The following is a 25,498-nucleotide window of genomic DNA, read 5'->3' as shown; positions in this document are numbered from 1 at the left end:
CGATCGCTCGCCGCCCTGAAGGATTAATGCGTGACGTGACCGTGAGTACGATGACGGCTGACAAAGCCGAGCAGGGCACACATCACAAATACCACGGCGTAAAGCGCATTCGCCGTCGCCAGTGCGGTATGCACACCACTTTTCTCAACGATAGGCGCCGTGACCACAAAGGTCAGCATTGTGCCGACGGTGCCGCAGGTCAGAATGAAGTTCACCAGCTTCGGTGACGCCACTTTGGTCTGGAGCGAGCCGAGAGTGATGATGGTGGTATAGATAGCACTTGAGCTGAAGCCCAGAATCATGATGATCCATTTCAGCATGCCGGCATCGCTGCTGCTGACGAACCAGTACATCAGTACCGTAGCCAGACCCGCCAGCACCATCAGAATGCGTTGCAGATCGAAGAAGCGCAGCAGGAAGCTGAAGGCCCACATACCGACCATATATGCCGTCCAGAAGCTGCCCACCAGTTGTCCGGCGTCATTGATGTTCATGCCCATGACTTTGGTGGCATATTCCGGCACCCAGGAGATAAAGCCGAGCTGGCCCAGAATGTAGCAGAGTGCCGCGACAGCCAGCAGCAGCACGCCCACACCCCATTTCTCTTTCTCAACGGCCGGGCTGTTCTCAGGCTTGCGCAGCACCGGGAACTCCACAAACAGCGTCATGACGAAGATGGCGACGTAGATAACGCCGATGCAGACGTAGACCCAGTACCACGGTAGCTGACGCGCCAGCAGAATGCCTGCCAGCACCGGAAACAGCGTGCCCGCCATGCTGAAGAAGGAGTCGGTAAACAGCAGACGTGAACCACGCTGACGGCCTTCATACATGTGAGTGATCAGGAAGGTGCCGATCGACATGGTGATGCCGCTGACCACGCCCAGCACAAACATACAGAGCGAGAAGATGGTCAGATCGCGGCTGGTCATCAGCCCGATTATCGCCAGCACCATCAGGACGAAGCCGAAAATCAGCTGGCGCTTCAGTGGCACAATCACCATCAGCCAGGCGTTCAGGAAGACCGCCGCCAGGATGCCGCTGTTGAGGAATGTGAAGGTGTTACTCATGCTGGAGATAGGGATCTGGAAATCTTTTGCGATATCGCCCATTACCATGCCGGTAACGATCACCAGCGCGCCGGTCAGCGCGTAGGAGAAGAAGCTTATCCAGGTAAGGCCAATACGATTACGGTTTGTCATGTTCTGAACCTGTTGAGAACCGGGTGCCAAAAAGTGTCAGAAAGTGTAAACGGAACTGTGATCTTAATAAACAAGCAGTGAAACTACAGATCCATATTTCATGTGTTGTGTGATTTTAATCACGCAATTACGGTTGTTTAACGTTTGCTCAGCGCTTTTGTCGCAACAGCGTAAATATAGGTAAAACGCTGGCTCATGGAATAGAGTCTCTTTACAATCAATCACGTTTTTGTGCCCGCTCTCCCAGGTAAGGAATCTTTCATGTTTAAACGTACTTTAACAGCGGCCATCACCCTGTTAGCGCTCTCTTCCGTTTCCGCCCAGGCGCTGGCCGCAAAAGGTGACACCCACGTTCTGCTCACCACCTCCGCCGGCAATATCGAACTCGAACTGAATAACCAGAAAGCGCCGGTTTCTGTGAAAAACTTTGTTGATTACGTCAACAACGGTTTTTACAACAACACCATTTTTCATCGCGTGATCCCGGGCTTTATGGTGCAGGGTGGTGGCTTCACCACGGATATGCAGCAGAAGCAGACCAACGCGCCAATTAAAAACGAAGCGGACAATGGACTGCGTAACCTGCGCGGTACCATCTCTATGGCGCGTACTGCCGATAAAGACAGTGCCACCAGCCAGTTCTTCCTCAACGTTGCGGATAATGCCTTCCTCGACCACGGCCAGCGCGATTTCGGCTATGCCGTATTTGGTAAGATTGTGAAAGGTCAGGATGTGGTTGAAAAAATTTCTCAGGTTCCGACCAAAGATGTGGGTCCGTACCAGAATGTGCCGTCCAAACCGGTAGTTATCCTCTCTGCCAAAGTCCTGCCTTAACGCTTTTTGTCGCCATCTGCGGATGGCGACCGCCTGTCGCTTCCGGCAAAGCCAGAATTTGCTCTTATACTTAGGGCAAAAACCTGAGCAGGAGGCGGTATGGCGAACAAACTCACCGAAAAACAGAAGGTCACTCTGTGGCAACAGCGGCGAAGCGCCAGCTATCAGGCCAGCTGTAAGCTGGAAGGCTTTGCGCCGAATGAAACCAGCCTGAACAGTGAAGATGCGGCTGCACGCCTGGCGTCACTGAGGAGGCAATATGGACTCTAATACCGCTGTGACCCAGGATCCTTACCTGTGGCAGCATGACACGGTGCTGAAAAATCTGGCCGACATTCATGACGCCGCGCAACTGCGCAAGGCGGAGCTGAGCTTCAGTGCAGCGCGTGCCACCACGCTGGAACTGGGGCCGCGTAATGCCGGATTGCCTTACCTGCGCCAGATCCACCGCACGCTGTTCCAGGACATTTACAGCTGGGCTGGCGAACTGCGCACCATCGATATCTGGCGTGATGAGACGCCGTTCTGCCATTTTGAATATATCGAAAAGGAAGGTAACGCGCTGATGGCCGCGCTGGAAGAGGAGAAAGGCCTGGCTGAGTTGCCGCGTGACGAATTTATTCAGCGCATCGCTCATTACTACTGCGAAATCAATATGCTGCATCCTTTCCGTCATGGAAATGGCCGGGCGCAGCGGATTTTCTTTGAGCAGTTGGCGCTGCATGCCGGTTATCTGCTGAACTGGGAAGAGACGGATGCTGAAAGCTGGAAAGCCGCTAATCAGGCGGGTGTAGCCGGAGACCTGACTCCGCTGGAGCAGGTGTTTGCGAAAGTGGTGAGTGAGGCGGCTTAACCGCGTAGAATAGCGGCGCGGTTTATCATTCTGGACGCGTCATGCTGCTGCTTATCGACAATTACGACTCCTTTACCTGGAATCTTTATCAATACTTCTGCGAGCTGGGCGCGCAGGTTCAGGTGGTGCGCAATGATGCCATCACCCTGGAGCAGATGGCAGCGTTACCGCTGACCCATCTGGTGATCTCCCCTGGCCCCTGCACGCCGTCAGAGTCGGGCATCTCGCTGGCGGCGATTCGGCATTTCGCCGGTAACGTGCCGGTGCTGGGTGTCTGCCTGGGCCATCAGGCGATTGCGCAGGCCTATGGCGCGAAGGTGGTGCGGGCGCGTCAGGTGATGCACGGCAAAACCTCCGCGATTCAGCACACCGGCCAGGGCGTGTTCCGAAATCTCAATAATCCCCTTACCGTGACCCGCTACCACTCGCTGATTGTGCAGCGCGATTCCCTGCCCGATGCGTTCGAGGTGACGGCCTGGACGGTGCGTGACGGCGAGCCTGACGAAATTATGGGATTCCGCCATAAAACCCTGGCGCTGGAAGGCGTGCAGTTCCATCCCGAAAGCATTCTCAGCGAGCAGGGACATCAGCTGCTGCGCAATTTCCTTGCGCAATAAGTTGCCTTTGAGTGATTTTTTATGCATATTTTGTGATTATTATTTCAATGTTGCACAACAATCATTCAAATGGGGTCACTAATGGCAGCGGAAAAAATGGCGGTCACGCGGGAGACGTTCGATAACGTTATTTTGCCTGTTTATGCACCTGCGCAGTTTGTGCCGGTAAAAGGCAAAGGCAGTCGCGTATGGGATCAGCAGGGCAAAGAGTATATCGACTTCTCGGGTGGTATTGCCGTTACCGCACTTGGACACTGCCATCCTGCGCTGGTGGAAACACTGAAAAGCCAGGGCGAAACGCTGTGGCACACCAGCAATGTCTTTACCAACGAACCGGCACTGCGTCTCGCCAGTAAGCTCATTCAGGCGACCTTTGCCGATCGCGTCTTCTTCGCCAATTCCGGTGCCGAAGCCAATGAAGCGGCGTTTAAGCTGGCGCGTTACTATGCCTGCAAACGTCACAGCCCGTTCAAAAGTAAGATCATCGCGTTTCATAACGCTTTTCATGGCCGGACGCTGTTTACCGTTACGGTCGGCGGCCAGCCAAAATACTCTGATGGATTCGGCCCGAAACCGGCGGATATCGTCCACGTACCGTTCAATGACCTGGACGCCGTGAAAGCGGTCATTGACGATCACACCTGCGCCATTGTGGTTGAACCGATTCAGGGTGAGGGCGGCGTCATGCCCGCGACGCAGGAATTTATGCAGGGACTGCGTGCACTTTGCGATCAGCATCAGGCGCTGCTGGTACTGGACGAAGTGCAGAGCGGTATGGGACGTAGCGGCAAACTGTTCGCCTATGAGCATTATGGCGTCCAGCCCGATATTCTGACCTCAGCCAAAGCGCTGGGCGGCGGTTTCCCGGTGAGCGCCATGCTGACCACCAATGAGATCGCTTCGACTATGGCACCAGGCGTGCATGGCACCACCTATGGCGGTAATCCGCTGGCCTGCGCCATCGCCGAAACGGCGCTGGATATCATCAATACGCCAGACGTGCTGGCGGGCGTTGAGATGCGTCGCCAGCACTTTGTTACGGCGCTACAGGCCATCGACGCGAAGTATGACCTGTTCAGTGACATTCGCGGGAAAGGTCTGCTGATTGGCGCGGCGCTGAAACCTCAGCATGCCGGCAGGTCGCGCGACATTCTGAATGCTGCTGCCGCTGAGGGTGTAATGGTGCTGGTGGCCGGCACCGACGTGATGCGCTTTGCCCCGTCGCTGATCATCGAGCCTGCTGACATTGAAGAGGGCATGCGCCGCTTCACCACCGCCGTCGGCAAAGTGCTCAACGGCTAGCTTAGTTTTTGCGTAAGCGTCTGATTAACCAGCGGCCATGTTGCGGTCGCTGGTTCCACGCCAGCGATGAAATGGTGTACATCACGCTCAGATGATCGAGAATGCGCCGCACATGCTGTTCCACCACCGTGATCGGTCCTTCACTGATGTTCTCCAGGTCATCCAGCAGATTCACCTGTGAGCTTTCACCATCATATTCCAGCCGCTGCTGACACCGCTGCAGCGCAATTTCGCAGGATTGCAGATAGCGTTGAGCCAGCGAGGCGGTCAGCATCGTGTGCTCGCGCGCCAGAATCGTGATTGCATTGATATGCTCGACGATAAACTGACTGTGGGTGACCCAGAGCCGCATATCACTCAGATAGCGGGAGTTGAATGCCGGTTCCTGCATCGCCTGATTCAGTGAGTTAAACAGCGCATTGTGTGCCTGATTCACTTTCACGCGCTGATAAGCCAGTTTCTCTGGCGACTGTTCATCGCCCAGCAACAGCCGCAGCGCATCCTGATAGGTTTCCAGCGCGTCGTGGGCGTTCTGCCGCAATAAGCCGCTCTGCCACTGCGGCCACAGCCACAGCATCCCCCCAAAGGCGATCAGACAGCCCATTAGCGTATCCATCAGTCGCGGCAGCAGAAACTGCGCGCCATTCAGTGACAGCAGTTGCAGCGAGTAAACCGCCGTAACCGTAAAGCCAATCATCGACCAGCCATAGAACTGGCGGGTAAAGCGATAGCTGATAAAGGTGATTGCCAGCATGATCAGCAGTACCAGTGACTCCGGCACCGCCAGCCGCAGCGTGGCAGCCGCAATCACCAGTCCTGCAAAGGTGCCCAGCGCCCGGTGCTGGATACGGACGCGGGTGGCGCTGTAGCCGTTCTGGCTGACGAACATAATGGTCATCAGGATCCAGTAGGGCTTAGGGATGTTGAAGAACAGCGCCAGCGCGCTGCCCAGCATCAGCATCACCGCAAAGCGACCCGCCGTTCGCAGCGCCGACGAGCGAAACGAGAGGTAGCTGCGCAGCGCCGGTAACAGCGGCAGGCGGCGCTGGCGGTCTGCCATCAGATCGCGCTGGTAAAGCGGCTTCTGGGTGCGCAGCACGCGCGCAATGCGGTTGAAGTGATAAAGGCAGAAGTTACCCACCGGATTATCGGGGTGTTGGTGAGCAATTTTCTCCAGCGCGCCGAGCTGTTTATCCATCGCAAAGCGGTCGGGTAACTGGTGATAAAGGATGTTATCCGCCAGTACCCGCAGCCGGGCCGAGATGGTTTTGGCATTCCAGCGGATCACCGCTTCAGCATGGCTCTGCTCCACCAGTTTCTGTACTTCTTCCGGCCGGTGCAGGCTGACCGAGATATGCTCCTGCAGATCGAGCGCCACCTGAAAAGCGCGCGTCAGCCGCTTATGGCTGTGATCGCGGCTGGCCGACAGCATGTGCATCTGCTGATAACAGGTGTTGATCAGATCGACCACTTTCTGCTGGTGAGCCAGCAGCGGCGGCAGCGCTTTTTCGGGATCGGTCAGCTGCGTCAGCAGGGTATATTTGGCGTCGCAGTAGTTGGCCAGTTCGCGGTAGATCAGGCTCAGGCTCTCACGCATCGGCTGCTCTTTCCACAGCCAAAACCAGAACCAGTTAAATACCCCATACCAGAGCGTGCCGCCGATATAGAGCAGCGGAGTGACATAGATGGGCATGCGCCCAATCAGGCTGAGGGTAAAGATGGCGGCAATAAGGGTGCCGGGCAGCAGACGGCCATGCAGCGGACTAATCTCACCGGTGACGCCAAGCAGCAAAGGCATAGCGAAGAGGATCAGCGGCAGTGGAATCGCATGCAGGGTGAGCCACTGGATCAGAAAACTGCCGAGGGCAAACAGGCTGCCGCCTACAATCAGACGTTTGAAGAAGCGTTTATGCGGAGTATCAAGACCGGCGATATTGCAGCAGGCGGGCACTAACGAGAACAGCAGACCTTTTTGCAGGTCGCCAGCCAGCCAGCCCAGCGCCACCGGCAGACAGAGCACCAGCGTTTGCCGCAAGGCGTAGTTAACTTCAGGATGGTAAATGATTCGACGCCACATCGGCCCAACACAAACAATAACGGCGTGATGTTGCCATCACGCCGTGGATGACAGGAATTAGCGGGTGCCGTAAACGACGATGGTTTTGCCGTGTGCGGAGATCAGGTTCTGATCTTCCAGCATCTTCAGAATACGGCCCACGGTTTCACGTGAACAACCCACAATCTGGCCAATTTCCTGACGAGTGATTTTAATTTGCATGCCGTCGGGATGCGTCATGGCATCTGGCTGCTTCGCCAGGTTAAGCAGAGTCTGTGCAATGCGTCCGGTGACATCGAGGAAAGCGAGATTACCCACTTTTTCAGACGTGACCTGCAGGCGACGCGCCATCTGCGAGGAGAGTCGCATCAGGATGTCGGGGTTAACCTGGATCAGCTGACGGAATTTCTTGTAAGAAATCTCCGCTACTTCGCACGCGCTTTTCGCACGTACCCAGGCGCTGCGCTCCTGACCTTCTTCGAACAGGCCAAGCTCACCAATAAAATCGCCCTGATTCAGGTAGGAAAGAATCATCTCTTTGCCTTCTTCATCTTTAATCAGAACCGCGACGGAACCTTTCACGATGTAGTAAAGCGTTTCTGCTTTTTCACCTTGGTGAATCAGCGTACTTTTGGATGGATACTTGTGAATATGGCAATGGGACAGGAACCATTCGAGTGTAGGGTCTGTTTGCGGTTTGCCGAGAACCATTCGCTATTATCCTCTGTTGTAATCGTGCCCAAAATACAGGGGGCAGTTTTCCCTGTCAGGCGGTGAAAGCTTCAAGCGTTTCCTTTTCAGGAAATTATTCGGGCCGCATCAGGCGCAGTGCGCATCATTCTTCCCGGCTTCGCCATCGGGTGACGAAAAATATTTTCAGCACTGTTTGTAGCACAGCTTTTGCCGACTGTCTTCTGTTGTCTCGCTTCAGCTACGGGCAGATTTCTCTGGATTGCTGTTTACCAGGTGAAAGCGTACTCTGGCGACAAAACAGCGTATTCCGGAGCAAAAATCATGCAGGCAAGAGTGAAATGGGTAGAAGGGCTGACATTCCTCGGAGAATCCTCATCCGGCCATCAGATACTGATGGATGGCAATTCGGGTGATAAAGCGCCCAGCCCAATGGAGATGGTGCTGATGGCGGCGGGGGGATGCAGCGCGATTGACGTGGTTTCAATTCTGCAAAAAGGCCGCAACGATGTGGCTGATTGTGAAGTAAAACTGACCTCAGAACGTCGTGAAGAGGCGCCGCGAATCTTTACGCACATCAACCTGCATTTTATTGTGAGTGGCAAAGCGCTCCAGGATAAAGCGGTCTCACGCGCCGTCGATCTTTCGGCTGAAAAATATTGCTCAGTGGCGATCATGCTGGGTAAAGGTGTGACGATTACGCATAGCTATGAGGTGGTTGAGCTGTAGTATCTGAAAACGACCCTTAACGGCTCGTGCAACATTGGGGGGTGGTAAGATCGAGCCTGCGCAGAAAACCGGGCCAGATCGGAAAGTCGCTTAAACCATCCTTGGGCGCTCGGCCCACGCGATTACGCACCTCATCCCTGAGGTGCGCCCGTGACCGGGCCAACGCGTTGCGTTGTTCAAAAACGCTCTCGGCGTTTTTGTCCCTGGCGCGGGACGCTTTCCTCTTCTGACCCGGTTCCCTGCGTGTTGAGCTTATATGCTGCTGTCAGATTCGTTGTGCCCATGGTTTGTCTGTAGCGGTCTTACTGAAACCGGATGCGGTTGCCGGACGTGAAGCGAAGGGAGCATACGCCTGTAGCAAAGCATAGCGGGCCAGGGATGACCCGCGCTGAGCCCGCCAGGGATGGCGGTTTTGCATCTTTGCGAAAGGCGTATGCTCCCTGAAGCCTGCTCAGCAGTCATTCTTTACCGCACGAAAGTCAACTGCTCTCTTACTCAATCCGTTTACCTTCCATCAGCCGTTTCACCAGCGGGCCCATGATCAACTCCATCGCCAGCCCCATTTTGCCGCCAGGCACCACCAGCGTATTAATGTGCGAGATAAACGAACCCTGCAGCATTGCCAGCAGGTAAGGGAAGTCAATGTCCTCCAGCCCCTGAAAGTGAATCACGACAAAGCTCTCATCCAGTGACGGAATGGCGCGGGCTGCGAACGGGTTGGAAGTATCGATGGTTGGAACGCGCTGAAAGTTGATATGGGTGCGTGAAAACTGGGGCGTGATGTAGTTGATGTAATCTTCCATTGAGCGCACCACGGAATCCATCACTGCTTCACGTGAATGACCGCGCTCGCCGGTGTCGCGCACCAGCTTCTGAATCCACTCCAGGTTAACAATCGGTACCACGCCCACCAGCAGATCGACCTGTTCCGCCACGTTGTGCTGCGCCGTCACCACGCCGCCGTGCAGCCCTTCATAGAAGAGAATATCGGTGTTCTGCGGCAGCGGCTGCCAGGGCGTAAAGGTGCCGGGTACCTGATTCCATGGCACGGCTTCATCGTAGGTGTGCAGATATTTACGCGACTGCCCCTGCCCGCTGTGACCATACTCTTTAAAGCTCTGTTCCAGCAGGCCAAAGTCATTGGCTTCCGGGCCGAAGTAGCTGACATGACGTCCCAGATCGCGCGCCTTACGAATCGCCATATCCATTTCCGGACGGGTAAAGCGATGAAAGCTGTCACCTTCAAGCTCCGCCGCATGCAGGTCAAGCTGCTGAAAGATTTTGCGGAACGCCAGGCTGGTGGTGGTGGTTCCTGCGCCGCTGGAACCGGTCACCGCGATAATGGGATGACGTGCAGACATAGAAAAGCTCCCTGTGAGGTCGGACGATGAGCATTGTTATCATGAAAGGGTGCCGGGTGCATCAGCCACGAAATTCTTTGCGCGGCATGATATTGACCGATTCATGCAGTTCCGACCATACCAGCACCACTTCACCGGTTTCCAGCTGGCGTCGCACATCAGCCACCTTGTCCAGCAGACTACGTTCATGCTCGCCATAGTCAGTGCCTTCTCGCAGCACAAAGGTTTCAATCAGATTTTCAAGGGTCTCAGGAGAGACCTGTTGCCAGGGAATAATCACGAGATCAGTTATCCAGAAAAGGGGCGATCCACTGCGGGATGCGCTGTTCCAGCCACATTTCGGGCTGGCGTAATGTCCCGCCGACAAAACCGACGTGGCCGCCGTGTGGTGTCAGTTGATAAGTAATAGTGGCAGATAATTGGCTGCTGTGCGGGATCACCTCATCACTCATAAAGGGATCGTCTTTGGCGTGGATGATCAGCAGCGGTTTCTCTGCATGCTTCAGCCAGGGCATGGCGCTGGCACGATGATAGTAATCGGCTGCATCGACAAAACCGTGGGCACGGGCGGTAATCGCATCATCAAAATCGCGCAGTCGCCGCAGTGCTTTTAGCTGCGCCAGATTGACCGGCAGCGTGTCCGGCCAGGCGTGCAGTTTACGGCGGGCATTTTTCTTCAGTTGCGCCAGCAAATAGTATTGATAGAAGCGTGAGAAGCCGCGTTCCAGTTTTACGCTACACGGCTCAAGCAACAGCGGGGCGGAGACAATGACGCCTGCATCCACTTCGGCAGCTGCGCCCTGCTGGCCCAGCAGGCAGCCCAGCATATTGCCGCCCAGCGAAAAACCGATTGCAATGGTCGACACCTGGCCCCAGCGGGTACGCAGCCAGTGCAGGAAAAAGCGGGCATCTTCCGTTTCGCCGGAGTGATAGATGCGATTGAGCCGGTTAGGTTCGCCGCTGCAGCCGCGAAAATGCATCACTACTGCCAGCCAGCCGCGCGCACGGCAGATGTTCATCAGGCCATGAATATAGGGGCTGTGAAAGCTGCCCTCCAGCCCATGAAACAGCACGACGCGCGGTTTATGCTGCGCCAGTTGTGGATCTTCGCTCCAGGCGAGATCGACGAAGTCGCCATCCGGCAGATCGAGTCGCTCCCAGTGAGGAACGAACGTGACACGGCGACGCAGCAGGCGCGGCAGCATTGTCTGCAGGTGGGCGTTACGCAGGCTGTCAGGCGGCGTGAATTGCTCGTTTTCCGGTCCGGTAAATTTCATGTGGTAAAAGCTTGTCTGTTCCATATCACACTGTTAGCTTCGATAAGTTTTTTCTTGCAAGGGTAAGGAGTACCCGATTGCTATGGAACTGAGTCTTTTCTTATCAATGTTGGGCTTTCTTTGGGTCGCGGCGATTACGCCCGGGCCTAATAATATGTTACTCACCGCCTCAGGCGCTAATTTTGGCTTTCTGCGCACCATTCCGCTGATGATCGGCATCATGATCGGCATGCAGGTGATGCTGCTGATGGTGGCCTTTGGCGTTGGCGGTCTGATCCTGCTTTATCCGTCGCTGCACCTGGTGCTGAAGATCGCCGGTAGCCTCTATCTGCTCTGGCTGGCGTGGAAGATAGCGACGTCCAGCTATGAAAAGCTGGAAACCGATCAGGCACCGGATGCGCCGATGCCGTTCTGGCAGGGTGGGTTGCTGCAGCTTATCAATCCTAAGGCCTGGCTGATGGCGCTGGGCGCGGTCGCCAGCTTCAGTCTGGCGGGTGATGCATATCGTCATTCGGTAATGGCGATAAGCGTCGGCATGTTTCTGGTTAATCTGGTCTCAGGCGCGATCTGGATGGCATTTGGCGCGATGATCGGCCGCATTCTGCGCAGCCGTCGCGCCTGGAAAATCTTTAACCTGGCTATGGGGCTGCTGACTGCGGCCTGCGTGCTGTTAATCTGGCACTGAGTCAGCTGGATGCGCGTTCAACGCGCGTCCAGGGCAGCACCTCACGGATGACCGGCGCATTCGGATTGCGGATCTTCTGCAGCAGCAACTGCACGCTGCGCGCGCCGAGCTGATTCATCGGCTGCTCAATGGTGGTCAGCGGTGGATTCAGGCTGCGGGTAAACGGCACGCCATCAAACCCGACGACCGCCAGATCTTCCGGCACGCGCAGACCTGCTTCCAGCGCCGCATGAACCACGCCCACCGCCAGTACATCTGATACCGCAAACACTGCATCCGGCGGTTCCGGCAGCGCCATCAACTCCCTCAGCCCCTGGCTGCCTGCTTCAGGAGAGATTTCATAGGTATAAGAGACGCCAGACCACGCATACCCCAGCTCCTCAATCGCCTGCCGGTAGCCTTTTTCACGATGATGCGAGTAGAGGTAGCGCATGTCGCCATTGACCAGCCCGATGCGTTTACGCCCTTTACCGGCGAGGTAATGGACGGTGTCACGCGCGGCTTCAAGGTGATCAATGCTGACGGAGGAGGCGGGAATATCCGGATCAAATTCACAGCACTGCACCCAGGGCGCACCGGCGATCAGCGCCTGCAAATCCTGCAATCCTGAGGCCGCATCCATGGTAATCACGCCATCCACCACTTTGCCGGTCAGCAGACTCAGATAGGCGGCTTCGCGCTGAAGCTGCGAGGCGGAGTTACAGAGCAGGATATGATAGCCATGCAGTTCCGCTTCGGCCTCAATGCCCTGAACCACGCGTGAACAGAAGGGATTCGTGATATCCGAGATCAGCACCAGCAGCATGTTGCTTTGCGCCGTACGCAGCTGACGCGCCAGCAGATTGGGCTGATAGTCGCAGGCAGAGATTGCCGCCAGAACTTTCTCACGCGTATCGGGCTTTACACCGGGATGCGCGTTAAGAACCCGCGATACCGTGGCTTTGGAGACACCAGCCAGCTGAGCGACTTTCTCGATCGACATCGGATACAGAGACCTTAACAGGCAAAAATTGGGAACGCATATCAATAGCACAGGGATAATGTGAGCGCCTGACATTTTTGCTTACTTTAGCTATTTTCAGCATTTGCGATTTTTAGCTTAGTTTTGCAGATAGTGATCTAAGAACTTATTTCTATTAGGGATAATTTTTAATTCCTTTATGAAACTATAGCGGCCGCAGACACTACCTCCACTATAAAAACGGCGGGGTAATGATCATGGCAGCAACACGTTTAACTTTTTTAGCCGCAGCGCTGGCACTGCTGGCGTTTCGGGCAGATGCGGTCAATGTCACCGTGGCGTACCAGACCTCAGCCGAACCCGCGAAAGTGGCGCAGGCTGACAACAATTTTGCGAAAGAGAGCGGGGCCAGCGTTGACTGGCGTAAGTTTGACAGCGGTGCAGGCGTCATACGCGCACTGGCGTCCGGCGACGTCCAGATTGGCAACATCGGTTCCAGTCCGTTAGCGGTCGCAGCAGCGCAGAAACTGCCAATTGAAGCGTTTTTACTCGCCTCTCAGCTGGGCAACTCTGAAGCGCTGGTGGTAAAAAAGACCATTACCTCTCCTAAAGATCTCATTGGCAAACGCATTGCGGTGCCGTTCATCTCTACTACTCACTATAGCCTGCTGGCTGCACTGAAACACTGGGGCATTAAGCCGTCACAGGTGCAGCTGATAAACCTGCAGCCGCCAGCGATTATCGCGGCCTGGCAGCGTGGCGATATTGATGGTGCTTACGTCTGGGCGCCCGCAGTCAATGAGCTGGAGAAAGAAGGCAAGGTGTTAACCGACTCTGCGGAAGTGGGAAGCTGGGGATCACCGACGCTGGATGTCTGGGTAGTCCGCAAAGATTTTGCCGAACAGCATCCGGAGATCGTGACCGCCTTTGCCCGCAGCGCGATCGATGCGCAGCAGGCCTACCTTAACAGTCCCGACAGCTGGCTGAAGCAGCCTGATAACCTCAGCAAACTCTCACGCCTGAGCGGCGTGCCGGAAGCGCAGGTGCCGGGTCTGGTGAGGGGCAATACCTACCTGACGGCGCAGCAGCAGGTTGAGCAGCTGGGCAAGCCGGTCAATAAGGCGATCGTCGATACCGCGCAGTTCCTGAAAGCGCAGGGCCGGGTGCCGCAGGCAGATAACGACTACAGCAGTTATGTGACCTCCCGCTTCGTCGAGCCATTAGTTAAACCCTAAGGAGGCACTATGCTGCGCATCGCTCACCTTAATGCCCGTTATGCCGGACAGCCCGTGTTGCAGGATATCAATCTGCAACTGGATAGCCAGGAACTGCTGGTCGTGCTCGGCCCCTCCGGCTGTGGCAAAACCACGCTGCTTAATCTGGTGGCCGGATTCCTGCCGGTGGAGTCGGGCAGCATCACGCTGGATAACCAGCCGGTGACCGGGCCAGGCGCGGAGCGCGGCGTGGTGTTTCAGCATGAAGGGTTACTGCCGTGGCGCAACGTGCTGGATAACGTCGCCTTTGGCCTGCAGCTGGCGGGGATGCCGCGCCAGGCACGTGAGGCCATAGCGCGGAAACTCATCAGGCAGGTTGGGCTGGAAGGGGCGGAAAAGCGCGCCATCTGGCAGTTGTCCGGCGGTCAGCGTCAACGGGTAGGTATTGCCCGCGCGCTGGCCACCGATCCGCAACTGCTGCTGCTGGATGAGCCGTTTGGCGCACTGGATGCTTTTACCCGTGAGCAGATGCAGACCCTGCTGCTGACGCTGTGGCGCGACAGCGGTAAGCAGATCCTGCTGATTACACACGATATAGAAGAGGCGATTTTCCTCGCCAGTGAACTGATTCTGCTGTCGCCCGGACCGGGCCGTATCGTGGAGCGGCTACGGCCCGAATTTGGCCGCCGTTTTGCTGCGGGAGAGTCGTGCCGCAGCATCAAATCCGATCCGCAGTTTATCGCCCAGCGCGAATATGTGCTGAGCCGGGTATTTGATCAGCGGGAGGCGTTTGCATGAGCGCGTTAATCCACGATAAGTCTCTGCCGGTGCGCCGTCGGCTGCGCTGGCCGTTTTCAACCGCCTTTACGCTGAGCGTGCTGAGCCTCTCTCTGCTGTTACTGCTCTGGTGGGGCGTCACCGCGCTGGGCCTGATTGCTCCGCTGTTCCTGCCGTCGCCGCAGCAGGTGTTCAGCAAGCTGCTGGTAATTGCCAGCGCGCAGGGCTTTATGGATGCCACGCTGTGGCAGCATCTGGCCGCCAGCCTGACGCGGATGCTGATTGCGCTGACGGCTGCTGCCGCTATCGGTATTCCGGTGGGAATTCTGATGGGCCTCAGCCCGGTCGCTCGCGGCCTGCTCGATCCGCTGATTGAAATTTATCGTCCGATTCCGCCACTCGCCTATCTGCCGCTGATGGTTATCTGGTTCGGCATTGGTGAGACCTCGAAAATCCTGCTGATTTATCTGGCGATCTTCGCACCCGTGACACTCTCTACCCTGGCCGGGGTGCGTAACACGCAGCAGGTACGTATTCGCGCTGCTCGCTCGCTGGGGGCTAACCGCTGGCAGCTGCTGCGCTGGGTGATCCTGCCGGGCGCGCTGCCGGAGATTCTGACCGGTCTGCGCATTGGTCTGGGAGTGGGCTGGTCAACGCTGGTGGCGGCGGAGCTGATTGCCGCCACGCGGGGTCTCGGTTTTATGGTGCAGTCAGCGGGAGAGTTTCTCGCCACCGATGTGGTGCTGGCGGGTATCGCAGTGATCGCCTTTATCGCTTTTAGTTTAGAACTCGGGCTCCGCGCGTTGCAGCGCCGTCTGACGCCCTGGAGTGGAGAACAGTCATGAATGAACGTATCAGTTTTACCCCGCTTAGTCCCTATATCGGCGCGCAGGTTTCAAACCTGGATGTCTCCCGGCCATTAAGTGATGCGCAGTTTGAACAGCTTTACCATGGCCTGCTGCGCCACCAGGTGCTGTTTCTGCGTGACCAGAAAATTACGCCGGAACAGCATCGTGCCCTGGCGATCCGCTTTGGCGACCTGCATATCCATCCGGTCTATCCCCATGCAGAAGGCGTTGAGGAGATTATCGTGCTGGATACGCATCAGGATAATCCGCCGGATAACGACAATTGGCATACCGACGTCACCTTTATCGACACGCCACCGGCTATCGCTTTACTGGCCTCAAAAGTGTTACCGGAGGCGGGCGGTGATACGCTCTGGACCAGCGGCATTGCGGCCTATGAGGCGCTCTCTGAGCCTTTTAAGCAGTTGCTGGCAGGCCTGAGTGCCGAGCATGATTTCAAAAAGTCATTCCAGGAATATAAGTACCGCAAAACCGAGGAGGAGCATCAGCGCTGGCAGCAGGCGGTGGCGAAGCATCCACCGGTGCAGCATCCGGTGATCCGCACGCATCCGGTCAGCGGTAAAAAAGCGCTGTTTGTGAACGAGGGTTTTACCACTCGGATTGTGGATTTAAGCGAGAAGGAGAGCGATGCCGTCCTGGGCTTCCTGTTTGCGCATGCCACCAAACCGGAGTTTCAGGTGCGCTGGCGCTGGCAGCCAGACGATCTGGCTATCTGGGATAATCGGGTGACGCAGCATTATGCCAATGCCGACTACTATCCCGCCCGGCGCATCATGCAGCGGGCAACGGTGCTGGGCGATAAACCGCGTTAAAAGATTCTCCCCGCGAGCGGGGAGAGTTTATTTATGAAGCCATCATCTGTTCGAGCTGTTCCTGGGCCTCCAGCCACGCCATCTCAACCTCTTCCAGCGCAGATTTACTCTCCGCCTGACGCTGCAGCGCGGTGGTCAGGTCCGCTTTACGGCTCGGATCATAAATTGCACTGTCTGAGAGCTGCGCTTCGGCATCGGCCAGCTGGCTCTGCCATTTGCTCATCTGCTTTTCCAGCTTCTCGATCTCTTTGCGCAGTGGTTGCGTCTGGGTGCGCAGTTCGGCATCGCGGCGCTTCTGATCTTTACGCGCCTGGGCACTATTGCCGTTATCCTGCTTCGGTGCGGCATCCTGTTGCGCCTGCTGTTTCTGCAGATCGCTCAGCCACTGCTGATAATCTTCGAGGTCGCCCTCAAACACATCCACTTTGCCATCGTGCACCAGATAGAGATCGTCGGTGGTGGCGCGCAGCAGGTGACGGTCGTGCGACACCACCACCAGCGCACCTTCGAAGTCGATCAACGCTTCGGTCAGTGCCTGACGCATATCGAGATCCAGGTGGTTGGTAGGTTCATCGAGCAGCAGCAGGTTAGGGCGCTGCCAGACAATCAGGGCCAGCACCAGTCGCGCTTTCTCACCGCCGGAGAAGCGCTCGGTGTTTTCAGTGACTTTATCGCCACGGAAATCGAAGCCGCCCAGATAGTCACGCAGCTGCTGTTCCAGCACCTGAGGCGCAATGCGCGACAGATGCTGCAGCGGCGACTCGTCAGCCCGCAGGTACTCCAGCTGATGCTGGGCGAAGTAACCGAGCTTAATCCCTTTCGCCAGCCCCATCTTGCCGTCCATCGCTTCCAGCTCACCCGCCAGCAGCTTAATCAGGGTCGATTTACCGGCGCCGTTACGTCCCAGCAGGCCGATGCGCGATCCCGGAACCAGGTTGAGCTTGATGGCATCGAGAATGATACGGTCGCCATAGCCCGCGGTGACCTTCTCCATCTTCATCAGCGGGTTAGGCAGGTTCTCCGGCTTGCGGAAGGTGAAGCTGAACGGATTGTCGACATGGGCAGGCGCGATCATCTCCATACGCTCCAGCATCTTGATGCGGCTCTGCGCCTGCTTGGCTTTGGTGGCCTGCGCACGGAAGCGATCAATGTAGCTGTGTAAATGCGCCACTTTCTCCTGCTGACTCTCATACAGCGCCTGCTGCTGAGCCAGTTTGGCGACGCGCTGCCGCTCAAAGGAGCTGTAGTTGCCGGTGTATTCGAACATCGACTCCTGTTCGATATGGATAATTTTGTCGATGACCGGATCGAGGAAGTCACGATCGTGCGAGATCAGGATCAGCGTGCCTTCATAACTCTTCAGCCAGCGCTCCAGCCAGATCACCGCATCGAGATCGAGGTGGTTGGTCGGTTCATCCAGCAGCAGCAGATCGGAACGACAAATCAGCGCCTGGGCCAGGTTGAGGCGCATGCGCCAGCCACCGGAGAAGTCGCTGACCGGACGCTGCAATTGTTCCTGACTGAAGCCCAGACCATGCAGCAGGCTTGAGGCGCGCGCATGGATGCTCCACGCCTGCACCGCATCCAGCTTGCCATGCAGCAGCGCGATGGCATTGCCATCGTCGCGCAGATTGGCGTCTGCCAGTTCTGCTTCAAGCTGGCGAAACTGGCGATCGCCATCAATGACGTACTCCAGCGCGGCTTTATCCAGCGCGGGGGTTTCCTGATTCACCCAGGCCAGCGCCCAGTGAGAGGGGAACGTGACGGTACCGGCATCGCTGGTGATTTCACCTTTTAACAGCGACAACAGCGTGGATTTCCCACAGCCGTTTTTACCCACCAGCCCGACCTTCTGACCGGGATTGATGGTGGCGGTGGCATTGTCGAGCAGGACGCGGATGCCGCGGCGAATTTGTAAGGCTGAGAAGACAATCATGTAAGCGCCGTATCGTCAGAATATGTTAATTTACTGGCAACATAATGAGATTTTGCTGCGTCGTGCATGGTAGCGGAAAACCGCACCAATGACGACGCTTTGGAGGGAAAGGATGTCGCAGCCACCCAGGGTTTTGCTGCTTTATGCTCATCCGGAATCACAGGATTCGGTCGCAAATCGGATCCTGCTGCAGCCGGCTCAGGCACTGGAACACGTCACCGTGCACGATCTGTACGCGACCTATCCGGATTTTTTTATCGATATTCACTATGAACAACAGCTGCTGCGCGAACACGACGTCATCATTTTCCAGCATCCGCTCTATACCTATAGCTGTCCGGCGCTGCTGAAAGAGTGGCTGGATCGCGTTCTGTCACGCGGTTTCGCCAATGGTGTGGATGGCAATGCGCTCGAAGGCAAGTACTGGCGCAGCGTGGTGACGACCGGAGAACCGGAAAGTGCTTTTAAACAGCAGGGTCTGAACCGCTATTCGCTCAATGACATTATGCGTCCTTTTGAGCTGACCGCGCAGATGTGCCGTATGCACTGGATGCCGCCGATGATCGTCTACTGGGCGCGTCGGCAGAGTCCGGAGTTAATGAAAAATTATGCCCGCGCCTATGGCGACTGGCTGGCAGCACCGCTGCCGAATGGAGGGATATAGATGGAAGGGCAAACGCTGCTGACCGCCGGGGTGATTTATCTGGTCGCGGCGGTATTGATTGTGCCGGTGGCGGCTCGCCTCGGTATTGGTGCTGTTCTGGGCTATCTGGTGGCGGGTATCGCTATCGGCCCGTGGGGTTTAGGCTTTATCAGCGACGTCGATGAGATTCTTCACTTCTCTGAGCTTGGCGTGGTTTTCCTGATGTTTATTATCGGGCTGGAGCTGAACCCGGCAAAGCTGTGGGCGCTGCGCCGCTCCATTTTTGGCGTCGGCGCAGCGCAGGTGATCTTCTCAGCGGCTATTCTGGGTGGCTTATTATGGCTGACCGACTTTAGCTGGCAGGCGGCAATTATCGGCGGGATTGGTCTGGCGATGTCTTCGACCGCCATGGCGCTGCAGCTGATGATGGATAAAGGTATGAACCGCAGCGAAGCCGGACAACTGGGCTTTTCGGTGCTGCTGTTTCAGGATATCGCTGTCATCCCGGCGCTGGCGCTGATCCCGCTGCTGGCCGGCACCGACAGCGGTCACATCGACTGGATGAAGGTCGGTATGAAAGTGCTGGCGTTTGCCGGCATGCTGGTGGGCGGACGCTATCTGCTGCGGCCGATCTTCCGTTACATCGCGGCATCAGGCGTGCGCGAAGTCTTTACCGCGGCGTCGCTGCTGCTGGTGCTGGGTTCCGCATTGTTCATGGATGCGCTGGGCCTGTCGATGGCGCTGGGCACCTTTATTGCCGGGATCCTGCTGGCAGAAAGTGAATACCGGCATGAGCTGGAAGTCGCTATCGATCCGTTTAAGGGGCTGCTGCTGGGCCTGTTCTTTATTTCGGTGGGCATGGCACTCAACCTCGGAGTGCTCTATACCCATATTGTGACCATCCTGCTGGGCGTGGTAACGCTGGTTGCGGTGAAAACGCTGGTGCTCTATCTGCTGGCGCGCATTTATGGCCTGCGCAGTTCCGAGCGCCAGCAGTTTGCTGGCGTACTGAGTCAGGGCGGCGAGTTTGCCTTTGTGCTCTTTTCAGCGGCCTCGTCGGCAAAGCTCTTCTCAGGCGATCAACTGCCGATGCTGCTGGTGACGGTGACGCTGTCGATGATGACCACGCCGTTGCTGATGAAGGGTATCGACCGACTGCTGGCACGCCGCTTTAATGAGCCGGACGAAAATGCAGAGAAACACTTTGTCGAAGATGATCAGCCGCAGGTCATTGTGGTGGGCTTTGGTCGCTTCGGACAGGTGATAGGTCGCCTGCTGATGGCGAACAACAAACGCATTACCGTGCTGGAACGGGACATCAGTGTGGTGAGTCTGATGCGCAAATATGGTTACAAAGTCTATTACGGTGATGCCACCGAGCTGGAGTTACTGCGTGCTGCCGGTGCAGCCAGCGCCCAGTCGATTGTGATCACCTGTAATGAGCCGGAAGATGTGATGACTATCGTGCATCTGTGCCAGCAGCATTTTCCGCAGCTGCAGATTCAGGCGCGCGCCCGGGGCCGTGTGGAAGCGCATGAGCTGCTGCAGGCAGGCGTTACCCAGTTCTCGCGTGAGACCTTCTCGAGTGCACTGGAGCTGGGCCGTAAAACATTGATGTCACTGGGGATGCATCCCCATCAGGCGCATCGCGCTCAGCAGCATTTTCGCCGGCTTGATATGCGGATGCTTCGCGAGCTGGTGCCGACGCTCTCTGAAAGCGCTGCACAGGCTTCACGTGTCCGTGAAGCGCGGCGTGAACTGGAAGATATCTTCCAGCGTGAAATGCAGCGTGAAAAACGGCAGATCGACGGCTGGGACGATGATCAATAACCTTTTTAAACAGGCAGAAGCTAATGCGTAAACGTTTTATTGCCGGTGCGACATGCCCGCACTGCCAGGAGAAGGACACGCTGGCGATGTGGCGTGAAAACAATGTCGATGTGGTGGAGTGTGTGAAATGTGGTCATCAGATGCGTGAGGCAGATAAGCAGGCGCGCGATCAGGTTCGGACCAATGAGCAGGTTATCGGCATTTTCCATCCTGAATAGCGGAATCGGGCAGCTTTTTTCACGCTTAAACTTACAGCGGGATTGAATTCCGTTACAATTGACGCCATTAAGGCTGAAGTCGCAAGAGAAAGTGAAACCCCTCTTGCACTCAACCCCGAACCTTTCTGGTTGGTGTTATTGCACGCAAGAATAGACCAATGAGACGGGATCTCAGCTCTCAACGGTTAGGAGATATCATGAAAGTAGCAAAAGACCTGGTGGTAAGCCTGGCCTATCAGGTACGTACAGAAGACGGCGTGTTAGTTGACGAGTCACCGGTGAGTGCACCGTTAGACTACCTGCACGGTCATGGTTCCCTGATTTCTGGTCTGGAAAATGCGCTGGAAAACCACGTTGCCGGCGACAAGTTTGACGTGCATATCCCGGCAAACGATGCTTACGGTCAGTATGACGACAACCTGGTGCAGCGCGTACCTAAAGACGTCTTCATGGGCGTTGACGAACTGCAGGTTGGCATGCGCTTCCTGGCAGAGACCGATCAGGGTCCGGTACCGGTAGAAATCACCGAAGTGGAAGACGATCACGTCGTGGTTGATGGTAACCACATGCTGGCGGGTCAGAACCTGAACTTCAACGTTGAAGTGGTTGCTATCCGTGAAGCCACACCGGAAGAGCTGGCTCATGGCCACGTTCACGGTGCAGATGGCCATCATCATGACCACGATCACGGCCATGATCACGACCACGGTAAAGGCGGTTGTGGTACTGGCGGTTGCGGCTGCAGCCACTAAGTCTCAACAGACCTTTCAAGGCCACCTCCGGGTGGCCTTTCTTTTGGCTGATACTCTGGTTCGGCCCGGCTGAGCCAGGGCCAGACACCGCCCACCATCAGTAGTGTGGCGGTGGCGTCTCTTCAGACTGTGAGGCGACCATCGAGGGCGCATTCGCTTTGAGCTTGTCGGTTAAAATGCGCATCTGCTCACGCATCTTGTTCATCTCCAGCTCGTGCTGAACCACCGCGCTGTTCAGCTGCTCAATGGTCATCTCCTGAAAGGCCAGTTTACTTTCTAACGTCTCCAGACGCTGTTCCCACTCAGATTGTTGCATGACCTGTTCCTCTGTTAAGGTGCGACTCAGGGCGTGATTCTACGACCTGAATGCCAGGAATCACCTGTTTTTTTCACGCCCGGAGGCGTTGCGCTTGAAAAAAGGCAGCGCGGCATCATCTCTGATGAAACTTCCCGATGTTATAAAGGTCGGAGGTAGACCGGGTAATTACATTGTGGGAGTGTTCGACACTGCCACGTAAAGTTATAGTGTGGGCCCTGAAGTCCGCAATGTTTCCCGAGGTTAGACGCTTCGGTTTTGGAGAATGGATGAAATCACTGTTTAAAGTCACATTGTTAGCTACCACCATGGCTGTTGCACTGAATGCATCAATGGCAATGGCAGCAGACACCGCTGCGGCGCCACAGGCTGCACCAGCCGCCGCGCCACAGTCCGCGCCTCAGGCACCTAAGAATGCGGCTTTCAAAGATGAAGACCAGCAGTCTGCCTACGCACTGGGTGCTTCACTGGGTCGCTACATGGACAACTCCCTGAAGGAGCAGGAAAAACTGGGCATCAAACTGGATAAGCAGCAGCTGATTGCTGGTGTTCAGGATGCGTTTGGTGGCAAGAGCAAACTGTCTGACGAAGAGATTGAGCAGACGCTGCAATCCTTTGAAGGCCGCGTGAAAGGCGCAGCCTCAGCGAAAATGGAAAAAGATGCGAAAGAGAACGCTGAAAAGGGCGACGCTTTCGCAACCAAATTTGCTAAAGAGAGCGGCGTGAAGAAAACCGAAAGCGGCCTGCTGTATAAAGTTGAGAAAGAAGGTACTGGCGACGCACCTAAAGACAGCGACACTGTCGTGGTTAACTACAAAGGTACGCTGATCGACGGTACTGAATTCGACAACTCCTATACCCGTGGTGAGCCGCTTTCATTCCGTCTGGATGGCGTTATCCCAGGCTGGACTGAAGGTCTGAAGCACGTGAAGAAAGGTGGCAAGATCAAGCTGGTGATCCCACCGAATCTGGCTTACGGCAAAAACGGCGTTCCGGGCATCCCGGCTAACTCCACTCTGGTCTTTGATGTTGAACTGCTTGATATCAAACCCGCGCCTAAAGCAGATGAAAAAGCACAGGCTCCTGCGCCTGCTGCTGCAGAAAAAGCGCAGTAATGTGCTGACCGCCGCCTCCGGGCGGCGGTTTCATTTTAGCTTCACGACAAACCTCTGGCATAAGCCGACGACATTTGCCAGACTAATGCCTGCCTAATTATCCCAATATTGAGTCTGCCCATAAGCCGCTGTGACAGGCTCCAGCCATTCAGGGTGATACTCTTCAATGTCTAATCCATTCAATCCGGGTGAACTGAGCGACTTCGATCTTCTGGAGCAGCGCCCGTTCGAAGAAACTGATTACGATATTCTGAAATCGTACGAGGCTGTCGTGGATGGCCTGGCGATGTTGATCGGCTCGCATTGTGAAATTGTCCTGCATTCGCTTGAAGATCTGAAGTGTTCGGCCGTGCGTATCGCCAATGGTGAACACACTGGTCGTAAAGTCGGTTCGCCGATTACCGACCTGGCCCTGCGTATGCTGCATGATATGCATGGCGCGGACAGCAACGTGTCACGTGCCTATTTTACGCGTGCCAAAAGCGGCGTGCTGATGAAGTCGGTCACCATTGCGATCCGTAACCGCCAGCAACGGGTTATTGGCCTGCTCTGCATCAACATGAACCTGGATGTGCCGTTCTCACAGATCATGTCGACTTTCATGCCGCCTGAGATGCAGCAGGTTGATTCCAACGTCAACTTCGCCAGTTCGGTCGACGATCTGGTGATGCAGACGCTGGAGTTCACCATTGAAGAGGTGAGTGCCGATCGCAACGTGTCGAACAACGCCAAGAATCGTCAGATTGTGCTGAACCTGTATGAGAAGGGAATCTTCGACATTAAAGATGCCATCAATCAGGTGGCGGACAGGCTGAACATCTCGAAGCACACCGTTTATCTCTATATCCGCCAGTTTAAAAATGGCGACTTCCAGGGACAGGATCGGTAATGCGTTACACCCTGCTGGTCACCGGCCCGGCTTATGGGACGCAACAGGCGACCAGTGCATATCTGTTCGCCCGCGCGCTGCTGACGGCGGGCCATCAGCTCGAAAGCGTCTTCTTCTATCGCGAAGGGGTGCTGAACGCTAATCAGCTCACCGCTCCGGCCAGCGATGAGTTTGATCTGGTGCGCGCGTGGCAGACATTACATCAGGAGCAGGGTGTGGCACTGAACATCTGTGTCGCGGCTGCGCTGCGGCGTGGTGTCAGCGATCAGCAGGAAGCGGCCCGACTCCAGATGGCGGGCAGTAACCTGCAGCCGGGTTTTACCCTGAGCGGGCTGGGTGCGCTGGCAGAAGCGGCGCTGAGCTGTGAACGTATGGTGCAGTTCTGATGAATCGTGTCGCATTTGTCTTTACCCAGGCCCCGCACGGTAGCAGTGCAGGGCGCGAAGGGCTGGATGCCGCGCTGGCCACGGGGGCACTCAGTGAAGATATCGGCCTGTTTTTTATTGGTGATGGCGTACTGCAGCTCAATCTGCACCAGCAGCCTGAGGCGATTAAGAGTCGTCACTATGCCGCGACCTTTGGCGTGCTGGCGCTGTATGACATTGAACAGTGTTATCTCTGCCGGACATCGCTGATAACGCGTGGATTAGCGGTTGACGCTGACCGGTTGCTGGATGTTACGCTACTGGACGCGACGGAGCTGCGTCAGACGCTGGCCAGCTACGATCGCATTCTGACTTTTTAAGAGACGTTAATGCTGCACACCTTAATGCATTCACCGGCACACTGTGACCTCGAAACCCTGCTTTTAATCGCGGGTGAGGGGGATGACCTGCTGCTGCTGCAGGATGGCGTGCTGGCTGCCTTAGCAGGCAGTCGCGCATTGGCGCAGTTGTCAGCGTGTAAAGCAACGCTATGGGTGCTTGCTGAAGATGTCCAGGCGCGCGGACTCACTGAACAAATTTCAACCAGCGTGCAGTCGGTAGACTATACTGGCTTTGTCACGCTAACGATCAGGCATCCGCAACAAATGGTCTGGTAATCGGCTAAAACCTGGTTATTTCTTGACACCCCTTTGACTCAGCCCTAAAATTCTGCCTCCTCGTAATTCTACGAGGCGATTTATTACGTGTTTACGAAGCAAAAGCAAATCCAGGAGCTATTTAATGGCAACAGTTAACCAGCTGGTTCGCAAACCACGCGTCCGCAAAGTTGCAAAGAGCAACGTGCCGGCGCTGGAAGCTTGCCCGCAAAAACGTGGCGTTTGTACTCGTGTGTACACCACCACTCCTAAGAAACCAAACTCCGCACTGCGTAAAGTCTGCCGTGTGCGTTTGACCAACGGTTTTGAAGTTACCTCCTATATCGGCGGTGAAGGTCATAACCTGCAGGAACACTCCGTGATCCTGATCCGTGGCGGTCGTGTAAAAGACCTGCCAGGTGTGCGTTACCACACCGTTCGTGGCGCGCTGGACTGCTCAGGTGTTAAAGACCGTAAGCAGGCTCGCTCCAAGTACGGCGTGAAGAAGCCAAAGGCTTAATGGTTCTCCGTTAAGTAAG

Annotated in this window: 30 protein-coding genes; 21 read left to right on the top strand and 9 right to left on the bottom strand. The window is 56.0% G+C overall.

Going from position 1 to position 25,498, the window contains the following annotated elements; genetic code table 11:
- Positions 1-23: 23 nt before the first annotated feature.
- Positions 24-1,202, bottom strand: coding sequence for an MFS transporter TsgA (tsgA, locus tag BY447_RS08930; RefSeq protein WP_110330971.1), 1,179 nt, complete (start codon positions 1,200-1,202; stop codon positions 24-26).
- A gap of 261 nt (positions 1,203-1,463) precedes the next feature.
- Here tsgA and ppiA point away from each other — a divergent pair, with 261 nt between their 5' ends.
- The 5 genes from ppiA to argD all read left to right on the top strand — a co-directional run bounded on the left by ppiA (position 1,464) and on the right by argD (position 4,808).
- Positions 1,464-2,036 carry a peptidylprolyl isomerase A gene (gene ppiA / locus BY447_RS08925; protein WP_003852970.1) on the top strand — a complete coding sequence of 191 codons (573 nt, stop codon included), beginning with the start codon at positions 1,464-1,466 and terminating at the stop codon, positions 2,034-2,036.
- Between the two features lie 99 nt (positions 2,037-2,135).
- Entirely contained in the window at positions 2,136-2,306 is a 171-nt protein-coding gene (locus tag BY447_RS08920) for a YhfG family protein (protein ID WP_013359270.1), read from the top strand.
- Entirely contained in the window at positions 2,296-2,889 is a 594-nt protein-coding gene (locus BY447_RS08915; RefSeq protein ID WP_110330970.1) for a putative adenosine monophosphate-protein transferase Fic, read from the top strand. The genes BY447_RS08920 and BY447_RS08915 overlap by 11 nt, the downstream gene beginning before the upstream one ends.
- 41 nt (positions 2,890-2,930) lie before the next feature.
- Positions 2,931-3,506 (top strand): aminodeoxychorismate/anthranilate synthase component II, encoded by a 576-nt coding sequence (locus BY447_RS08910; protein ID WP_033784151.1) that lies wholly within the window; start codon positions 2,931-2,933, stop codon positions 3,504-3,506.
- Between the two features lie 81 nt (positions 3,507-3,587).
- The gene (gene argD / locus BY447_RS08905) at positions 3,588-4,808 is read left to right on the top strand and encodes a bifunctional acetylornithine/succinyldiaminopimelate transaminase (protein ID WP_110330969.1); all 1,221 of its coding nucleotides are present in this window, start codon (positions 3,588-3,590) and stop codon (positions 4,806-4,808) included.
- 1 nt (position 4,809) lies between these two features.
- Here argD and BY447_RS08900 read toward each other — a convergent pair whose 3' ends face one another.
- Together BY447_RS08900 and crp are read right to left on the bottom strand one after the other, a co-directional pair.
- Complete coding sequence (locus tag BY447_RS08900) at positions 4,810-6,885, bottom strand: YccS/YhfK family putative transporter (protein WP_013359266.1); 2,076 nt, start codon at positions 6,883-6,885, stop codon at positions 4,810-4,812.
- A 57-nt stretch (positions 6,886-6,942) separates the two neighbouring features.
- Positions 6,943-7,575, bottom strand: coding sequence for a cAMP-activated global transcriptional regulator CRP (gene crp, locus BY447_RS08895; RefSeq protein WP_003852956.1), 633 nt, complete (start codon positions 7,573-7,575; stop codon positions 6,943-6,945).
- Between the two features lie 303 nt (positions 7,576-7,878).
- On the opposite strand from crp, the gene BY447_RS08890 reads away from it, so the two are divergent.
- Positions 7,879-8,283 (top strand): OsmC family protein, encoded by a 405-nt coding sequence (locus BY447_RS08890; RefSeq protein ID WP_013359265.1) that lies wholly within the window; start codon positions 7,879-7,881, stop codon positions 8,281-8,283.
- A gap of 491 nt (positions 8,284-8,774) precedes the next feature.
- On the opposite strand, the gene BY447_RS08885 is transcribed toward BY447_RS08890, so the two are convergent.
- The 3 genes from BY447_RS08885 to BY447_RS08875 all read right to left on the bottom strand — a co-directional run bounded on the left by BY447_RS08885 (position 8,775) and on the right by BY447_RS08875 (position 10,945).
- Complete coding sequence (locus tag BY447_RS08885) at positions 8,775-9,644, bottom strand: phosphoribulokinase (RefSeq protein WP_013359264.1); 870 nt, start codon at positions 9,642-9,644, stop codon at positions 8,775-8,777.
- A 61-nt stretch (positions 9,645-9,705) separates the two neighbouring features.
- Entirely contained in the window at positions 9,706-9,924 is a 219-nt protein-coding gene (locus BY447_RS08880) for a YheU family protein (RefSeq protein ID WP_013359263.1), read from the bottom strand.
- A 4-nt stretch (positions 9,925-9,928) separates the two neighbouring features.
- Complete coding sequence (locus BY447_RS08875; protein ID WP_110330968.1) at positions 9,929-10,945, bottom strand: hydrolase; 1,017 nt, start codon at positions 10,943-10,945, stop codon at positions 9,929-9,931.
- A 58-nt stretch (positions 10,946-11,003) separates the two neighbouring features.
- Here BY447_RS08875 and BY447_RS08870 point away from each other — a divergent pair, with 58 nt between their 5' ends.
- Positions 11,004-11,606, top strand: a complete 603-nt coding sequence (locus BY447_RS08870; RefSeq protein WP_013359261.1) for a LysE family translocator — start codon at positions 11,004-11,006, stop codon at positions 11,604-11,606.
- Between the two features lies 1 nt (position 11,607).
- Here BY447_RS08870 and BY447_RS08865 read toward each other — a convergent pair whose 3' ends face one another.
- Positions 11,608-12,588, bottom strand: a complete 981-nt coding sequence (locus BY447_RS08865; RefSeq protein WP_095706596.1) for a LacI family DNA-binding transcriptional regulator — start codon at positions 12,586-12,588, stop codon at positions 11,608-11,610.
- 236 nt (positions 12,589-12,824) lie between these two features.
- On the opposite strand from BY447_RS08865, the gene tauA reads away from it, so the two are divergent.
- The 4 genes from tauA to tauD are packed head-to-tail and all read left to right on the top strand — an operon-like array spanning position 12,825 to position 16,239.
- The gene (tauA, locus tag BY447_RS08860; protein ID WP_110331924.1) at positions 12,825-13,802 is read left to right on the top strand and encodes a taurine ABC transporter substrate-binding protein; all 978 of its coding nucleotides are present in this window, start codon (positions 12,825-12,827) and stop codon (positions 13,800-13,802) included.
- A 9-nt stretch (positions 13,803-13,811) separates the two neighbouring features.
- Positions 13,812-14,579 carry a taurine ABC transporter ATP-binding subunit gene (gene tauB, locus BY447_RS08855; RefSeq protein ID WP_110330967.1) on the top strand — a complete coding sequence of 256 codons (768 nt, stop codon included), beginning with the start codon at positions 13,812-13,814 and terminating at the stop codon, positions 14,577-14,579.
- Positions 14,576-15,403, top strand: a complete 828-nt coding sequence (gene tauC / locus BY447_RS08850; RefSeq protein ID WP_013359257.1) for a taurine ABC transporter permease TauC — start codon at positions 14,576-14,578, stop codon at positions 15,401-15,403. The genes tauB and tauC overlap by 4 nt, the downstream gene beginning before the upstream one ends.
- On the top strand, positions 15,400-16,239 hold the full coding sequence (tauD, locus tag BY447_RS08845) for a taurine dioxygenase (RefSeq protein WP_110330966.1): 840 nt from the start codon (positions 15,400-15,402) through the stop codon (positions 16,237-16,239). Before tauC ends, tauD begins: the two co-directional genes overlap by 4 nt.
- Before the next feature lie 31 nt (positions 16,240-16,270).
- Here tauD and BY447_RS08840 read toward each other — a convergent pair whose 3' ends face one another.
- Complete coding sequence (locus BY447_RS08840; RefSeq protein ID WP_110330965.1) at positions 16,271-18,175, bottom strand: ABC transporter ATP-binding protein; 1,905 nt, start codon at positions 18,173-18,175, stop codon at positions 16,271-16,273.
- A 112-nt stretch (positions 18,176-18,287) separates the two neighbouring features.
- On the opposite strand from BY447_RS08840, the gene kefG reads away from it, so the two are divergent.
- The 4 genes from kefG to slyD all read left to right on the top strand — a co-directional run bounded on the left by kefG (position 18,288) and on the right by slyD (position 21,618).
- On the top strand, positions 18,288-18,839 hold the full coding sequence (kefG, locus tag BY447_RS08835; RefSeq protein WP_110330964.1) for a glutathione-regulated potassium-efflux system ancillary protein KefG: 552 nt from the start codon (positions 18,288-18,290) through the stop codon (positions 18,837-18,839).
- Complete coding sequence (kefB, locus tag BY447_RS08830) at positions 18,840-20,648, top strand: glutathione-regulated potassium-efflux system protein KefB (RefSeq protein ID WP_013359253.1); 1,809 nt, start codon at positions 18,840-18,842, stop codon at positions 20,646-20,648.
- A 23-nt stretch (positions 20,649-20,671) separates the two neighbouring features.
- On the top strand, positions 20,672-20,866 hold the full coding sequence (locus BY447_RS08825; protein WP_010253033.1) for a YheV family putative zinc ribbon protein: 195 nt from the start codon (positions 20,672-20,674) through the stop codon (positions 20,864-20,866).
- A 197-nt stretch (positions 20,867-21,063) separates the two neighbouring features.
- Positions 21,064-21,618 (top strand): peptidylprolyl isomerase, encoded by a 555-nt coding sequence (gene slyD / locus BY447_RS08820; RefSeq protein WP_110330963.1) that lies wholly within the window; start codon positions 21,064-21,066, stop codon positions 21,616-21,618.
- 97 nt (positions 21,619-21,715) lie between these two features.
- Here slyD and BY447_RS08815 read toward each other — a convergent pair whose 3' ends face one another.
- The gene (locus BY447_RS08815; protein ID WP_013359251.1) at positions 21,716-21,934 is read right to left on the bottom strand and encodes a SlyX family protein; all 219 of its coding nucleotides are present in this window, start codon (positions 21,932-21,934) and stop codon (positions 21,716-21,718) included.
- Positions 21,935-22,203: 269 nt separating this feature from the next.
- Between BY447_RS08815 and fkpA the strand changes: the two genes are divergently transcribed.
- The 6 genes from fkpA to rpsL all read left to right on the top strand — a co-directional run bounded on the left by fkpA (position 22,204) and on the right by rpsL (position 25,479).
- On the top strand, positions 22,204-23,049 hold the full coding sequence (gene fkpA / locus BY447_RS08810; RefSeq protein ID WP_013359250.1) for an FKBP-type peptidyl-prolyl cis-trans isomerase: 846 nt from the start codon (positions 22,204-22,206) through the stop codon (positions 23,047-23,049).
- Positions 23,050-23,215: 166 nt separating this feature from the next.
- Positions 23,216-23,938: a helix-turn-helix transcriptional regulator gene (locus BY447_RS08805; protein ID WP_013359249.1), complete on the top strand. Its 723-nt coding sequence runs from the start codon at positions 23,216-23,218 to the stop codon at positions 23,936-23,938.
- A complete protein-coding gene (tusD, locus tag BY447_RS08800; RefSeq protein ID WP_110330962.1) occupies positions 23,938-24,324 on the top strand; it encodes a sulfurtransferase complex subunit TusD in 387 nt (128 codons plus the stop codon). The genes BY447_RS08805 and tusD overlap by 1 nt, the downstream gene beginning before the upstream one ends.
- On the top strand, positions 24,324-24,683 hold the full coding sequence (gene tusC / locus BY447_RS08795; protein ID WP_110330961.1) for a sulfurtransferase complex subunit TusC: 360 nt from the start codon (positions 24,324-24,326) through the stop codon (positions 24,681-24,683). Before tusD ends, tusC begins: the two co-directional genes overlap by 1 nt.
- A 9-nt stretch (positions 24,684-24,692) precedes the next feature.
- Entirely contained in the window at positions 24,693-24,980 is a 288-nt protein-coding gene (gene tusB / locus BY447_RS08790) for a sulfurtransferase complex subunit TusB (RefSeq protein WP_095706601.1), read from the top strand.
- 124 nt (positions 24,981-25,104) lie between these two features.
- Positions 25,105-25,479, top strand: a complete 375-nt coding sequence (gene rpsL, locus BY447_RS08785) for a 30S ribosomal protein S12 (protein WP_003852912.1) — start codon at positions 25,105-25,107, stop codon at positions 25,477-25,479.
- Positions 25,480-25,498 lie beyond the last annotated feature (19 nt).

Origin of the sequence: Pantoea sp. JKS000250 (assembly GCF_003201065.1) — a bacterium.
Lineage (GTDB): Bacteria > Pseudomonadota > Gammaproteobacteria > Enterobacterales > Enterobacteriaceae > Pantoea > Pantoea vagans.
This window is presented reverse-complemented; position numbering and strand designations above follow the sequence as displayed.

Excerpts from the sequence above, each read along its gene's own strand:
- tusC (WP_110330961.1), top strand. The coding sequence starts at position 24,324 with ATGAATCGTGTCGCATTTGTCTTTACCCAGGCCCCGCACGGTAGCAGT.
- BY447_RS08910 (WP_033784151.1), top strand. The coding sequence starts at position 2,931 with ATGCTGCTGCTTATCGACAATTACGACTCCTTTACCTGGAATCTTTAT.
- BY447_RS08870 (WP_013359261.1), top strand. The coding sequence starts at position 11,004 with ATGGAACTGAGTCTTTTCTTATCAATGTTGGGCTTTCTTTGGGTCGCG.
- BY447_RS08825 (WP_010253033.1), top strand. The coding sequence starts at position 20,672 with ATGCGTAAACGTTTTATTGCCGGTGCGACATGCCCGCACTGCCAGGAG.
- BY447_RS08875 (WP_110330968.1), bottom strand. The coding sequence starts at position 10,945 with ATGGAACAGACAAGCTTTTACCACATGAAATTTACCGGACCGGAAAAC.
- BY447_RS08915 (WP_110330970.1), top strand. The coding sequence starts at position 2,296 with ATGGACTCTAATACCGCTGTGACCCAGGATCCTTACCTGTGGCAGCAT.
- argD (WP_110330969.1), top strand. The coding sequence starts at position 3,588 with ATGGCAGCGGAAAAAATGGCGGTCACGCGGGAGACGTTCGATAACGTT.
- slyD (WP_110330963.1), top strand. The coding sequence starts at position 21,064 with ATGAAAGTAGCAAAAGACCTGGTGGTAAGCCTGGCCTATCAGGTACGT.
- BY447_RS08815 (WP_013359251.1), bottom strand. The coding sequence starts at position 21,934 with ATGCAACAATCTGAGTGGGAACAGCGTCTGGAGACGTTAGAAAGTAAA.
- rpsL (WP_003852912.1), top strand. The coding sequence starts at position 25,105 with ATGGCAACAGTTAACCAGCTGGTTCGCAAACCACGCGTCCGCAAAGTT.
- BY447_RS08805 (WP_013359249.1), top strand. The coding sequence starts at position 23,216 with ATGTCTAATCCATTCAATCCGGGTGAACTGAGCGACTTCGATCTTCTG.
- BY447_RS08840 (WP_110330965.1), bottom strand. The coding sequence starts at position 18,175 with ATGATTGTCTTCTCAGCCTTACAAATTCGCCGCGGCATCCGCGTCCTG.
- tsgA (WP_110330971.1), bottom strand. The coding sequence starts at position 1,202 with ATGACAAACCGTAATCGTATTGGCCTTACCTGGATAAGCTTCTTCTCC.
- BY447_RS08890 (WP_013359265.1), top strand. The coding sequence starts at position 7,879 with ATGCAGGCAAGAGTGAAATGGGTAGAAGGGCTGACATTCCTCGGAGAA.
- kefB (WP_013359253.1), top strand. The coding sequence starts at position 18,840 with ATGGAAGGGCAAACGCTGCTGACCGCCGGGGTGATTTATCTGGTCGCG.
- ppiA (WP_003852970.1), top strand. The coding sequence starts at position 1,464 with ATGTTTAAACGTACTTTAACAGCGGCCATCACCCTGTTAGCGCTCTCT.
- tusD (WP_110330962.1), top strand. The coding sequence starts at position 23,938 with ATGCGTTACACCCTGCTGGTCACCGGCCCGGCTTATGGGACGCAACAG.
- kefG (WP_110330964.1), top strand. The coding sequence starts at position 18,288 with ATGTCGCAGCCACCCAGGGTTTTGCTGCTTTATGCTCATCCGGAATCA.
- BY447_RS08865 (WP_095706596.1), bottom strand. The coding sequence starts at position 12,588 with ATGTCGATCGAGAAAGTCGCTCAGCTGGCTGGTGTCTCCAAAGCCACG.
- tauD (WP_110330966.1), top strand. The coding sequence starts at position 15,400 with ATGAATGAACGTATCAGTTTTACCCCGCTTAGTCCCTATATCGGCGCG.
- tauC (WP_013359257.1), top strand. The coding sequence starts at position 14,576 with ATGAGCGCGTTAATCCACGATAAGTCTCTGCCGGTGCGCCGTCGGCTG.
- tusB (WP_095706601.1), top strand. The coding sequence starts at position 24,693 with ATGCTGCACACCTTAATGCATTCACCGGCACACTGTGACCTCGAAACC.
- fkpA (WP_013359250.1), top strand. The coding sequence starts at position 22,204 with ATGAAATCACTGTTTAAAGTCACATTGTTAGCTACCACCATGGCTGTT.
- tauB (WP_110330967.1), top strand. The coding sequence starts at position 13,812 with ATGCTGCGCATCGCTCACCTTAATGCCCGTTATGCCGGACAGCCCGTG.
- crp (WP_003852956.1), bottom strand. The coding sequence starts at position 7,575 with ATGGTTCTCGGCAAACCGCAAACAGACCCTACACTCGAATGGTTCCTG.
- BY447_RS08885 (WP_013359264.1), bottom strand. The coding sequence starts at position 9,644 with ATGTCTGCACGTCATCCCATTATCGCGGTGACCGGTTCCAGCGGCGCA.
- BY447_RS08900 (WP_013359266.1), bottom strand. The coding sequence starts at position 6,885 with ATGTGGCGTCGAATCATTTACCATCCTGAAGTTAACTACGCCTTGCGG.
- tauA (WP_110331924.1), top strand. The coding sequence starts at position 12,825 with ATGGCAGCAACACGTTTAACTTTTTTAGCCGCAGCGCTGGCACTGCTG.
- BY447_RS08920 (WP_013359270.1), top strand. The coding sequence starts at position 2,136 with ATGGCGAACAAACTCACCGAAAAACAGAAGGTCACTCTGTGGCAACAG.